Source organism: Tenacibaculum profundi, from assembly GCF_052050075.1.
Classification (GTDB): Bacteria; Bacteroidota; Bacteroidia; order Flavobacteriales; family Flavobacteriaceae; genus Polaribacter.
In genome coordinates, this window is record NZ_CP197225.1 from 2003222 (window position 1) to 2017236 (window position 14015).

11 protein-coding genes are annotated in these 14015 nt (G+C 31.7%); 3 read left to right on the forward strand and 8 right to left on the reverse strand.

Annotation, left to right across the window (positions count from 1 at the left end; genetic code table 11):
* Positions 1 to 17 precede the first annotated feature (17 nt).
* Positions 18 to 2312 (forward strand): M28 family peptidase, encoded by a 2295-nt coding sequence (locus ACSIGE_RS08185; protein WP_440879385.1) that lies wholly within the window; start codon positions 18 to 20, stop codon positions 2310 to 2312.
* A 64-nt stretch (positions 2313 to 2376) separates the two neighbouring features.
* On the opposite strand, the gene ACSIGE_RS08190 is transcribed toward ACSIGE_RS08185, so the two are convergent.
* The 8 genes from ACSIGE_RS08190 to ACSIGE_RS08225 form a co-directional block, all read right to left on the reverse strand.
* Positions 2377 to 5868 (reverse strand): DUF4347 domain-containing protein, encoded by a 3492-nt coding sequence (locus ACSIGE_RS08190; protein WP_440879386.1) that lies wholly within the window; start codon positions 5866 to 5868, stop codon positions 2377 to 2379.
* 233 nt (positions 5869 to 6101) lie between these two features.
* Positions 6102 to 6812, reverse strand: coding sequence for a hypothetical protein (locus ACSIGE_RS08195; protein WP_440879387.1), 711 nt, complete (start codon positions 6810 to 6812; stop codon positions 6102 to 6104).
* A 179-nt stretch (positions 6813 to 6991) separates the two neighbouring features.
* The gene (locus ACSIGE_RS08200; RefSeq protein WP_440879388.1) at positions 6992 to 7531 is read right to left on the reverse strand and encodes a hypothetical protein; all 540 of its coding nucleotides are present in this window, start codon (positions 7529 to 7531) and stop codon (positions 6992 to 6994) included.
* A gap of 680 nt (positions 7532 to 8211) precedes the next feature.
* The gene (pyk, locus tag ACSIGE_RS08205) at positions 8212 to 9639 is read right to left on the reverse strand and encodes a pyruvate kinase (RefSeq protein ID WP_440879389.1); all 1428 of its coding nucleotides are present in this window, start codon (positions 9637 to 9639) and stop codon (positions 8212 to 8214) included.
* A gap of 3 nt (positions 9640 to 9642) precedes the next feature.
* Complete coding sequence (locus ACSIGE_RS08210) at positions 9643 to 10110, reverse strand: IPExxxVDY family protein (RefSeq protein WP_440879390.1); 468 nt, start codon at positions 10108 to 10110, stop codon at positions 9643 to 9645.
* 81 nt (positions 10111 to 10191) lie between these two features.
* Positions 10192 to 10929, reverse strand: coding sequence for a ribonuclease III (gene rnc / locus ACSIGE_RS08215; protein ID WP_440879391.1), 738 nt, complete (start codon positions 10927 to 10929; stop codon positions 10192 to 10194).
* A gap of 5 nt (positions 10930 to 10934) precedes the next feature.
* Positions 10935 to 12185: a beta-ketoacyl-ACP synthase II gene (gene fabF, locus ACSIGE_RS08220; RefSeq protein ID WP_440879392.1), complete on the reverse strand. Its 1251-nt coding sequence runs from the start codon at positions 12183 to 12185 to the stop codon at positions 10935 to 10937.
* Positions 12186 to 12192: 7 nt separating this feature from the next.
* Positions 12193 to 12630, reverse strand: coding sequence for an acyl carrier protein (locus tag ACSIGE_RS08225; protein WP_440879393.1), 438 nt, complete (start codon positions 12628 to 12630; stop codon positions 12193 to 12195).
* Between the two features lie 180 nt (positions 12631 to 12810).
* On the opposite strand from ACSIGE_RS08225, the gene purN reads away from it, so the two are divergent.
* Positions 12811 to 13380: a phosphoribosylglycinamide formyltransferase gene (gene purN, locus ACSIGE_RS08230; RefSeq protein ID WP_440879394.1), complete on the forward strand. Its 570-nt coding sequence runs from the start codon at positions 12811 to 12813 to the stop codon at positions 13378 to 13380.
* Positions 13373 to 14011 (forward strand): ribonuclease H1 domain-containing protein, encoded by a 639-nt coding sequence (locus tag ACSIGE_RS08235; RefSeq protein ID WP_440879395.1) that lies wholly within the window; start codon positions 13373 to 13375, stop codon positions 14009 to 14011. Before purN ends, ACSIGE_RS08235 begins: the two co-directional genes overlap by 8 nt.
* Positions 14012 to 14015 lie beyond the last annotated feature (4 nt).

Sequence of the window (14015 nt, forward strand, 5' to 3'; positions counted from 1 at the left end):
CTAACAAAAACTATTTAATGAAAAAATCAAATAATTTTATTGCAATCATCATTATTATAACTTCAATTTTATGGAGTTTAAGTGACACTTCTCCTAGCAATAATGATATTGAAAAACTGAAAAAAGAAACGCTATTTTCCATTGACAATGCGCTACATCATTTAAAAAACATTTCTCAAAAACCTCATTTTACAGGAAGTAGTGAGCATAAAGAAGTTCAACAATACATTATAAATGAACTAACAAAAATAGGTCTTAAACCAACCATAAAGCGTCAAGTTGCTTATAATAAAAAATGGAAAGCAGCTACTACAACAGAAAATATTGTTACTAAAATTAAAGGTAGGTCAGAAAAAAATGCATTGCTTTTACTTACACACTATGATTCACATCCACACTCATCAAAAGGAGCCAGTGATGCTGGTTCTGGGGTTGTAACAATTTTAGAAGGTATACGTGCATTTCTTTCCAAAAACAAAGAATTTAACAATGATATTATTATTGTTTTTACAGATGCTGAAGAACTTGGATTACTAGGGGCTCAATCTTTTGTCGATAATCATCCATGGGCATCACAAATAAAACTAATTTTAAATTTTGAAGCTCGAGGTAGTGGTGGTTCTAGCATTATGCTTATGGAAACGAATGGTAAAAACAAAAAACTTTTCGAAGAATTTAGAAAGGCAAATGTTAATTTTCCAATCTCCAACTCTTTACTTTATAGCATTTACAAAATCTTACCAAATGACACAGATTTAACTGTATTTAGAGAACATAAAGATATAAATGGTTTTAATTTTGCCTTTATAGGTGATCATTTTGATTACCATACCGAACAGGATTCTTATGAGCGTCTTGATAGAAAATCATTGATACATCAAGCCGATTATTTAATGAATTCATTAAATTATTTTGCAAATTCAGATATCTCAAATTTAAATAGTGACGAAGATTTAATTTTTGTCAACTTCCCTTTTATAAAAATGATTTCTTATTCTTATAAGTGGATTTTTCCATTACTATTGTTTTCTATATTTCTATTTGCAATAGCCTATTTTTTAGGAGTAAGAAAGCAAATAATTTCTATAAATAATAGCGCACTAGGGTTTGTTCCCTTTTTAATAAGCTTGCTTGCTTCATCAGGAATTAGTTTTTTGTTATGGCAATTGCTTTTATTTATTCACCCTGGCTACACTGACATGTTGCATGGCTTTACTTATAATGGCTATATCTATATGTGCGCCTTTACAGCTCTTACCCTATGGGTTTTATATAAGGTATATAGCTATTTTACGTACATTAAACCAACTGATCTTTTTATCGCTCCCATTACGTTTGGAATCTTATTAAATGTATTAGTAACAAGCTACCTTCCTGGTGCTACGTTTTTAATCATCCCTGTCCTTATTGCTATTATCATACTATTAATTAGCCTATTTTTAAAAATCAAACAGCAGCCACTTATATATGCAACACTTTCAATACCTTCTATTTACATACTAGCTCCACTCATCAAACTATTCCCTATTGGTCTTGGACTCAAAACATTATTTATCTCATCTATTTTCATTACTTTTTTATTTGGCTGGCTTATTCCTATTTTATTGAGAGAAGATTATAAAAGCAGGTGGCAAGTTGTTGCTGGTTTAAGCACCTTTATTTTATTTATAATCAGCTTTATAAACAGTGGTTTTGATGTAAACAACAAAAAACCAAACAGTTTAGTTTTTATCGAAAACTCTAATACAAAAACATCATACTGGGCAACCTACAACAATACTTTAGATACCTATACAAAACAAATTTTTAATAAAAACTACATTAAAGGAAATATTCCTGAATCTTCTGGGAAGAGCAAATACAATACCCCTTTTAAATATTATAAACCAGAAAAATATCAAAATATAGCTAATTCAAAGGTTTCTATTTTGATCGATACTATTTTTGAAAAAACAAGAGAAATTAGCCTTTTAATAACACCTCAAAGAAAGATTAACAAATATGAAATCCATACTTCAACCCCATTTGAAATAGAGGGGATTTGTATTAATGGTGTATCTCATGACTATAAAACACCTTTAAAAATAAACGAAGGAGTTGTTTTTACCTATCAAATGACACCATTCGAAAACGATATTAGCTTACTATTAAAAATCCCTAAAAACACGAAACCATCTCTTACTTTAAATGAAGTATCTTATGACTTATTAAAGACCTCTTTATTTAATTTATCTCCGAGAAATGAAAACATGATGCCAATGCCTTTTGTTAATAATGATGCTATTATTACTTCACAAAAACTTGAATTATAACAAAAACATAAGGTATCTAAAATTAGATACCTTATGTTTTTGTGAATATAACAGAGTTTTATTTTTAATTTGTTAAAACAGTATTGTTATAATATATAATATCCTGATCATTATCATTTGTTCTATTAGTTTGTCCACCCGAATCTGATTTAATGGTCACTTTTAAGGGTTTTTGACCTCTTGAATTAATTGGTGATATAAATTCTGCTTTAATTCCAATTTTAGAAATTGTATTTCCTGGAAACACGCCATTATTTCCGATGAATTGAAATTTATGAAGTTCGTTTTCTATCCCAATATAATTCCAATTTGAATTATCAACCTCAACTCCATTTAGTGTTGTTAAATCATTTTGAAAAATAAAATTAAAACTAGTGCTATTTGCAATTCGAAGCTCTACAGGGTTTATTCCATTAGCATCTTGAAGGTTTGATTCTGCAACTATCACTACAAAATCAATTTCTGAGCGACTGCCAACAACAATTGTTTTTTTCGTATATAAAGTAGGTGAATAGTCGGGTGGGCAAAAACAAATCGAAGATGAAAAATCTTTATCGATAACCTTTGCAACATCACCCGTTTTATAAGATGCTCCGACAACCTTACCTGAAACTGTAACTGCTCCGGCGCTTAGCATAAGAGGTTCTTCGAAGTTATTTGGATTGTAATACAGATTTCCATCTCCGTCAGCTAAAGGGTCATTGTAAGCTTCATTTGCATCGCTACAACCATCGGCATCACTATCAGAACTTAAAAAATCAGGTACTCCAAATGAGGTTTCTCTTGGAGTTGTTCCGTTATCATTTCCTTGAGCTGTTTCAATAATATCGGCTAAACCGTCTCTATCACGATCATACTCAAAACCAGCACTATCTAAATTATCTATTCTTCCATCATTATTATTATCTAAACTGTTAGTTCCTGCTTCTGTAATATCGTATATACCATCATTATCGCTATCCAAATCTAAATGATTTGGTACGCCATCATGATCTGTGTCGCAGAAATCAACACTGTAGGCAAAATTATCAAACCCATGCGGGTCATGAGATACTGAACGTATAAAACCACTTGTAACGTCATGTTTTACAACAACTTTGCTAACAGAAGACAACGTAACAAATCCAATAGTATTTTCAATATCATGTCCTGCTTTAAGGTTTCCTTTTAAACGTCCTTTAGCGTCATAAATATTTACCTTTCCTGTTACATCGTTTCCAAAAACATCGCCTTCCAAATATGCTATTAATTTACCATCAGCATATACCTGATACTTAAGAACTGGATGATTATCTGTATAGGTATCAAAAGCATCAATAATATCTAAACTAAAAGCAGTAACAGGTTTGGTAAAGTTAATTTCTATGCTATAACTGTCACCAACTTTTAAGCCTAATTCTGATTCAATATAAGCACCATCGCCACCAGTTCCAGAAATATAGTTATTCACTGTAGTATCTCTGAATTCCGCTCTTCCATTTCTCGATTGATTGTATACATACTTCATAGTACCATTAGGAAAAGTAACTGTACTTAAAATAGCTGTACCGTCACCAAAATGAGTGGCTCTATAATCATTTGCCCCGTTTAAAACTCTTAAACTTTTCCCTTGAAAATATGCTCCTTGTTCAAAACCTGATCTTTCATACCCTAGTCCATCTGTATTTCCTCCACTAGTATAAACATCAAAGCCACCCTCACTCCAAGCAATACGATCTGAACTTGGTGTCGCTGCTCCAGGAATTGCTGCGCACAACTCATCAGTATCTAAAATCCCATCATTATCATCATCTAAATCACAGGCATCACCTATTCCATCGCCATCGGAATCAACATAAGAAGGGCTTTCTTTTGAACAACTATCACATATACTAGAAACCTTACTATCATTGTAGGAAGTTCCACCTTCATAGTTAATACCATTAGGTACACCGTAAGAAGCGCTTGAACTATTTGTATTTATTATTGCCTTTAAACTTCCATTAGAATTAAGATCACTAAAATCGTATGGATTTCCACTACTCTCTATAGCATCAGGACACCCGTCATTATCACTATCTAAATCTAAATGATTAGGAATACCATCTTCATCTGTGTCACAAAAATCAGTGCTATATGCAAAACCATCAAATCCATGAGGATCATAAGAAATTGAACGAATAAAACCACTTGTTACATCGTGTTTAACAACTACTTTACGAACAGAACCAATAGTGACAAAACCAATAGAAGTTTCGATGTTTTGCCCCACTCTTAAAGCTCCTTTTAAGTTGCCATCTGCATCATAAATATTAATCATCCCTGTTTCATCATTTCCTACAACGCCTCCCTCTAAGTAAGCGATGAGTTTACCATCTGCATACACCTGGTACTTAAGAACTGGTAGGTTGTCTTTATAGGTATCAAAGGCGTCAATAATATCTAGACTAAAAGCGGTAACAGGTTTTATAAAGTCAATTTCAATACTATAAGTATCTCCCACTTTAACTCCTAACTCTGATTCTAGGTAAGCACCATCACCTCCAATACCTCCTGATATAAAGTTATCTGCACGTATATCTCTAAACTCTGCTCTACTATTAACTGGATGATTTGATCGGTATTTCATACTCCCATTCGGAAATGTAACGGTACTCAAAATAGCTGTACCATCACCAATATGACTAGCTTTAAAGTCATTTACACCATTAAGTACTGTTAACTTTTTACCTTGCTTGTAAGCTCCCTTTTCAAAACCTGATTTTTTATAACCTAACCCATCCGTGCTTCCTCCAATAGTATATATATCAAAACCTCTTAAACTCCAGCATACATTTCCTAAAATAGGGTTTGCTGCCCCTGGAATGGGAGCACAAAGCTCATTCACATCTAAGATACCATCATTATCGTCATCTAAGTCGCAATCATTGTTAATTCCGTCACCATCTGAATCAAGCCCTGCTGAACAAACACTTGATGTCTGAAGATTATAAGCATAGCTTTCATTATCGATGCATAGCTCAATATTTCCTATTTCTAAATTCCAATCACCGTCGCTACCTGTGATATTATTGGAAGCTGCAACACCTAAATTCAGTGTGTTTTCAAGAAAAGTTATGGCTTTTTTTCCTTTTCTACCTTTCCCAAATTCGCAGCCAAAAATATTAATCTGACAAAGTTTTGTCAGATCTACATTTTCGATTAACCAAACTGCTATCTCGCTTGCATTTCTCCACTGATTTTTGATGAATAACTCTCCTGGCTTTCCATGTGTTATCAAATTAAAAACAGTACTTGAATTTTTAATGGCCCGTTTTATTAATTCAGGCTCTTTAACATTTTTCTCAAAATAAGTGAATTTTATATTTCTTTCGTTCGCAAAAGCATTATGGTAACTTGAAATACTTATAATAAAAAAGATTAAGTACTTAAGGTTTTTATAAAACAGATAAGTAACTTGATCTAATCTTAACCATTTTGATGTAAACTTGAAATCGCCAATTGAACTATTGACTTTGTTGTGATGTATTTTTCCTTTTAAAAAATACCTTTTAACACATAAAAAATCCTCCCACATTTTTTTTTCTTTTAATCATGCCTTTCCAAAAAAATTGAAATCTTATGATGATTATGTTATTATACCAACCGGGGGAAATATTTACTAAAAATAGCGGCAAAAATACTCTTTTTAAAAACAAAATAAAAAAAAACAACCTTAAAATACTGTTAAACAAAGGTTTTTGTTTATTGAATATGCACATTCTATTAACATCAATAGGTTTAAAAACAAAGCACTACACTTTAAAATATTTATCTAACAAATTCTATAACAGTTTCCATTTTACCAACAACAACATTACTATCTTTTTTAGAGTATACATATGTACTATTTTTTAATAATAATCTTTTATTAGTCAATTCCTCTACTACAAATTGTGATCCAATTGGACAATAATTTCCTTGCGAACCTAACGTGGTAAACAAACTACTTTCTATTTGTAATTGATTATCCTTATATAAACTTTTGGTTGTTTTCTTAAGCTGCTTTACTCTGAATTTCTTATTGCTATGCAAAGGATGTGCAGATGATCTAAACACCAAATCATAAAAACCAGAAACAGTAACAGTATTAGCCACATTATCTATTTCTAATAATGAGTTCATATTCTTCGAAAAACTTTTAAAGCTGATAAGCCTACCCTTTTCTTTGGTTTTTCCTCTGGTATCTAGAGCAACCATTTTCCATCTTCCTGAGATAGTTGTATCTATTATTAGATTTTCTTCATTATTACTACAGCTGCCACTAATAATAATTACGAAAAACCCAACTAAATAATGAAGATTTTTATAAAAAATGATGCTTCTTTTAGTTACTTTCAGTGTATTTACAAACTGAAATTTTATGTTAAAAAGTTTATTGCTTAAATTATTCGAATCAATTTTAACTTTTGTGCTTTCTGCACAACATCGTTTTTTATTTTTAAAAAAACAATTTTTGATATTTACAAAATACGTCCCCATTTTATTCATACTTTTTGACACTACTTAATTAAGTAATTGATAATAATAGAATTAAATCAAACGAGAGATAATTTTTGATAAAATCGGCGTAAATTACGCTTTTACCTAGCAACAAACCCTTAAAGTATTGTTAAACAGATAGTTTGAATCACCAACTCACGTAACTTTTATTTTTAATCTTATTTTCTAGAGAATTCCATGACTGTTTCAATATTTCCAGTAATAACAGTTTCATCATTCTCCGGATGAAGGTATGTTATATTCCTTAGCGTTAGTCTGGTATCAGTTAATTTTTCAACTATAAAGCGAGTTCCTATTGCCACGAGTTCTCCTTGTGCATTCAACGAATTAAACAAACTATTTTCTATTTGTAATAAATTGTCATGGTATAGGCTATTGGATGTTCTTGGAGGTTGCTTTACTATTAACTCTCCATAGGTATGCTTTCCATGGATGGAGGATCTGAACACTAGATTATAAGAACCTGAAACGGTTACTGTTTTTGCTGTTTCATTTACCTCTAATGTTGAATTTATATTCTTTGAAAGAGTATTGAATTTAATAAGGTCTCCCCTTTTTTTTGTTATTCCATTGGTTCGCATAGCCAACATTGTCCAAGACCCTGCTATTTCTGACTTTGGGTTTTCTTGATCTCCACCACACCCAGAAATAAGGGTGATGAGCAACCATACAATTATTGAGTATAATTTTTTTTTCATATTTAAATGACAAAAATTTAATTTTACAAAAATTATAGGGTTTTTAATTAAATTTTAAGGCTATTTCTATATTCGTAAAGGTGCTTATTAAGCAAATTAGATTGGTGTAAAAAACAACTACCTCCTTACCTTCTGCAGAAAAAATAGTATTTAATAACACTTAAAATCATGTGCATATTTACAACATATAATGGTTTTTTATGAATTAATTTATCATAATATTTTCAGTATTTTCTGCAAAAAAAATTTTCTAACTATTAAATAATACTTGAAATACTTTTAGACAAATTGTGCTTCTTTTTTTCTCTACAAACGGTATTTTATCAAAACTTCTATTTATGTTATCACCTCCTTCACTGATATGACAGGACTAATCATATATGTATATTAGAGGTATCTATTCATTAGATTTCAAAAAAAACTACCTCACAATTTAATACAAGGTAGCTTCTTTTTAAAATTCTCGTTTTGCCATTATAAATGGCTAATAATATGCTTGTTTCTTTTTAAACCTCCATTTAAATCTTGTCACCATGCTATCGCTAAATGTCAAGATTCAGAAAGATTAATTACAATATTCATTTGAACAAATACGCTTAAACTTTTTAAATAAAAAATTACAGCTCATAATTTTCGTAAACTACTCCTCTAAATAACTAAAGAGAAGTAATTTTAATTTTTTAATCTATGTGAGATATTCTTAATGTATTGACCATTCCTTTTGCTTCTACTGGCATAGAAGATAGGTTAATAATAAAATCACCTGTTTTTACATATCCTTTTTCTTTAGCAATTTCATTAATATCTTCAACGGTATCATCTGTACTCAAGTTTCTATCATAATAGTAAGCTCTAACTCCCCATAACAAATTTAATTTTCCTAATATTCTTTTTTCTGAAGAGAATGCTATAACATGAGCTTTTGGTCTCCAAGCTGATATCTGAAAAGCTGTGTACCCACTATTTGTTAAAGTAGAGATAGCTGCTGCTTTAATATCATCAGCCATTAAAGCAGCGTGATGACAAACGGATTTTGTAATAAAACGATTAGTTCTAATATGTGGCGCTTCTTGAGGAACTTTAATAAGATGTGAATACTCAACACTTTCAATAATTTCAGACATCTTTTTAATTACCCTTAAAGGGTGTTTCCCTACAGATGTTTCTCCAGAAAGCATAACGGCATCAGCACCATCCATGATAGAGTTAGCAACATCATTAACCTCGGCTCTTGTTGGTACCGAATTTTCAATCATTGTTTCCATCATTTGCGTAGCAATAATAACTGGAATCCTTGCTTGTTTAGCCCTATTAACTAAACTTTTTTGTATTAAAGGCACATCTTGCATTGGAACTTCAACACCTAAATCTCCTCTCGCTACCATTAAGCCGTCACAATAAGGAATTAAAGCGTCAATATTTTCTACCGCTTCTGGTTTTTCTATTTTTGCTATTACAGGAACTCTATATCTAGATTTCTGCTTAATTAAATCTCTTAATGTTCTTAAATCTTCTGGCGTTCTAACAAAAGATAGTGCAATCCAGTCTACCTCTTGTTCAAGAGCAAAGACAACATCTTTTTTATCCTTTTCAGTTAAAGCTGGAAGAGATATAGCTGTGTTAGGTAAATTGACTCCCTTTTTTGATTTTAAAACACCTCCAACAATAACTTTCGTAACAACATTTTTTTCTTTATCCGTAGAAATTACTTCAAACATCAATTTACCATCGTCTACCAAAATATTTTCTCCCACTTTTACATCTCTTGGAAAATTTTGATATGTCATGTAAGCCCTTTCTTTACTTCCTTGGCATTCCTCAGTAGTAAAAACAAAGGTATCACCAGCATTTAGCTCTACACCTTCTTCCATAACACCTACACGAAGCTTAGGACCTTGCAAATCTGCTAGAATAGCGACATTATACCCCCTTTCCTCATTTATTTGCCTTATCTGCTGTATTCGTTTTTTAACAATATCGTAGTCAGCATGTGAAAAATTAACTCTAAAAACATTGACCCCTTGCTCGGCCATCTTTTCAAGAATATTCTTTGTATTTGTAGCAGGCCCTAAAGTTGCAACAATTTTAGTTTTTTTATTATGTGGCATATACTAAAAAATTAAAAAATCTTTAGATTTTAATGAATTTATATCTATCTTGTATGATGTTAGCAGTTGAGGAAACTCTTTTAATTTCTGTATCAATTTTGATAAGTAAATAGAGTCGACATCTCCTTCTATTTTTATAAAGTAATCAACTTTTTTTCTTTCAGGAATAAGGTGATGAACTTCATGACTAACATTAAACAAACTGTTATTATCAATAATTACTTTTTTCTTTAAAGTATTCTTGATAAGTAAAAAATTATACTCACCATCAGAATATTCGTAAACAGAAAATGATGTTAAAACATCATTTTTACTCTTCTTATCTATATTGATATCGCTTTTGTTGAATTTATAATCTAGTCGTCTATTTAAAAGATAGGCTAGCTTATAATCTTCTAGTGGTGTGTGTATTGCTAACAATGAATACTCACACGCAGAAAAATCATCAAAGTCTAACTCATAGACTGTCATAAACAACGTTAAGTTTTTGCTAAGTTAGTGAAAGTAGATAATATTTAATACGAAAATAACGAAAAGGTTTTCGACATTACATTAGGATCTTGACATTTTATCCTGCATTGAAAAATAAACTCTTTTGGCAGCTATTTCCTCTGCTTTCTTCTTAGAAGTCGCTCTTCCTTTTGCTACTATAACTCCATCAATACTTATTCGTACACTAAAGTGTTTCTTATCTTGGTTTCCAGTGTCTTCATAAGAATCGAATTTATATTTTTTCTTATTCTTTTGACACCACTCTATAATGAACCCTTTATAACTTGAAATTTTACCTTCTAACTTACTGATATCTACATAGGGTAATATTACTTGCTCATATATGAATTGATGACAATAATTGTAACCTCGATCTAAATAAATAGCCCCAATTAAGGCTTCAAAAATATTACCGTGGATATTTTCACTTATCTGATTATTAGCAACATTACTCTTTACAAACTTTAAAAGTTCCAGATCTTTCCCTAATGCATTCAAGTGCTCTCGACTCACCACTTTGGATCTCATTTGTGTTAAATAGCCTTCATCCCCTTCAGGGACTTTCTTATATAAGTAAGAAGCTATTACAGATCCTAGTATCGCATCACCTAAAAATTCTAATCGTTCATAATTTACCGGATTACCTTTTCTATCGACTAATTTTAGTGACCTATGAGTAAATGCTTTTTTATAATGTGTTAATTTTATTGGTTTAAAGTTCAACAGCTCTTTTAGTTCGTAGTAAAAGTTTACGTCCTCTTTATTTTGGGGCTTAACTATTCTACGAAGAAAATTCATATTAACTACACTATTTTTTTAAACGCTACACAGGCATTATGCCCACCAAAGCCAAAAGTATTACTCACTGCTACTTTGACATCTCTCTTTTGTGCTTTATTAAGTGTCAAATTGAGGTTTGGATTTATATTTTCATCAACTACTGAATGATTAATAGTTGGCGGAATTACACCGTGCTCCATAGCTAATATAGACGCTATTGCCTCAATAGCACCAGCAGCACCTAATAAATGACCTGTCATTGATTTAGTTGAATTGATATTGATATTTTTTGCATGTTCGCCAAAAACCTCTGAAATAGCCTTTAGCTCTGCCACGTCACCTAACGGTGTTGATGTACCATGTGTATTAATATGGTCGACTTCCTCTGGTTTTAAACCTGCATTCTCAAGGCAGTTTTTCATAACAGCAATAACTCCGATACCCTCAGGATGAGGCGCTGTCATGTGATGCGCGTCAGAAGACAATCCTCCTCCAACGACTTCAGCATATATTTTTGCTCCTCTTGCGACCGCATGTTCATATTCTTCTAATACAATTGCTCCGGCTCCTTCTCCTAAAACAAACCCATCGCGCTCTGCATCAAAAGGTCTTGAGGCACTTTCGGGATCATCGTTTCTTGTGGATAGAGCATGCATTGCATTAAACCCTCCCATACCTGCAATTGTTACTGCTGCTTCACTACCTCCTGTTACTACCACATCGCAATGTCCTAACCTAATATAATTCAATGCATCAATCATAGCATTTGCTGAAGAAGCACAGGCAGAAACAGTAGTATAGTTTGGCCCCATAAAACCATTTTTTATAGAAATATTACCAGGCGCAATATCTGCTATCATTTTAGGAATAAAGAATGGATTAAATTTAGGAGTACCATCTCCTTTTGCATAACTTAAAACTTCATCTTGAAAAGTTTCAAGCCCGCCAATACCAGCTCCCCAAATAACTCCAACCCTTAGTTTATTCACCTCGTCTAGATTAATTCGAGCATCCGCAATTGCTTCGTCTGAAGCAACCATAGCATACTGTGTGAATTTATCCATTCTACGTGATTCTTTTCTGTGAATGAAGTCATTCACATTGAAGTTTTTAAGCTCACATGCAAAACGAGTCTTGAACTTGGCAGCATCAAAATATGTTATAGGCGCTGCTCCGCTAACTCCGTTAACCAAGTTTTTCCAATACTCATCTTTATTGTTTCCTATAGGCGTTAATGCGCCAAGTCCAGTTACTACAACTCGCTTTAATTGCATATACTTTTTAATTTTTCGTATCTTCTTTTTTTAATGATGGTATTTTCAAGACTTGACCAGGTAAAATCTTATCTGGGTCTGTCAACATAGGTTTGTTAGCCTCAAAAATCACTGAATATTTCATTGCATCACCATAAAACTTCTTAGCAATTTTACTCAAAGTATCACCACTTACTACAGTATGAAGCTGTGACATTTCTTCTCCAGCTTCAGAATTATTACGCTCTATATAAGTTATCGCTTGTCCAACGGTAGCAATATTTTCAGCCTGATCATCCGGTATTTGAATATCAAATTCTTTTTCGAACTCCATGATTAACTCAACTGTATCTAACGAGTCAGCTCCTAAGTCATTTGTGAAGCTCGCTTCAAATGTTACTTCACTATCGTCTACACCTAATTTGTCTACGATAATTGCTTTTACTCTTGATGAAATGTCTGACATAATTTTATAAGTTTTAAAATTTAAAATCGTGGCAAAAATACAAATCTTAAGTTTTAATTCTAATTTTTCCTCAAAAATGTGTTGACTAAAATAAAAAAAATACCGGAATATTTTATTCTATAAGCTGTGTTTATTGATAATTATTCTTTTTTTTGCATTTGTAAAGTAAAGTCATAAAACATGAAACGAATCGTTATTTTTTCCTCAGGATCAGGAAGTAACGCTGAGAACATAATTAATTACTTTAAAAATTCGAGAGAAATTTTAGTAACTCATGTTCTTTCCAACAACAAAAAAGCAAAAGTATTTGAAAGATGTAAACGTTTAAAAATTGAAGCTTCTTTATTTAGTAAGAATGACTTTTATGAAAATGATGTTGTTATGAAGTTTCTGCTAGCGAAAGCGGACTTTATAATTCTTGCGGGCTTTCTATGGAAAATGCCAATTAATATTATTGACGCTTTTCCAAATAGGATTATTAACATTCACCCTGCTTTATTACCTAAATTTGGTGGCAAGGGAATGTATGGAATGAATGTTCATAAAGCTGTTAAAGAACATAATGAAAAAGAAACCGGAATCACTATTCATTATGTTAATGAAAATTACGACGAAGGGGCTACTATATTTCAAGCGAAAACAGAAATTCTACCAAATGACACACCTGAACAGATTGCCAACAAAGTACATCTTTTGGAATATAAATATTTTCCTAAAATTATTAAAAATATATTACTAGGAAATGAATAGTAAAAAAAAATATTATGTTGTTTGGAAAGGAAAACAATCAGGTGTTTTCAATACTTGGATTGCGTGTAAACAACAAATAACAGGCTTTCAAGGGGCACAATATAAGTCATTCTCCACTAAGAAAGAAGCTGAAGAAGCTTTTAAAAAAACATATGATGACTATAAAGGTTTAAAAACAAACACCAAAACACTATCTGAGTCTGAGAAAAAAAAGTTTGGTTCTCCGGTTTTGGAAAGTATTTCAGTAGATGCTGCTTGCTCTGGAAACCCTGGAATTATGGAGTATAGAGGCGTTTTAACACACAATAAAAATCAACTTTTTTTAAAAGGACCGTTTAAGAAAGGTACTAACAATATTGGGGAGTTTTTAGCATTGGTCCATGGAATTGCTTTTTTAAAGCAAAGAAAAATGTTTAACACTCCTATTTACTCTGACTCAAAAATAGCAATTAGCTGGATCAAGCAGAAAAAATGCAAAACGAACATTCTTTTTGATAATTCGAATAAGGATTTATTGGAATTAATAAAAAGAGCTGAAATATGGCTTCAAAATAACAGTTTTAAAAACCCTATTTTAAAATGGGAAACAAAGGCTTGGGGTGAAATACCCGCAGATTTTGGAAGAAAATAAAGAA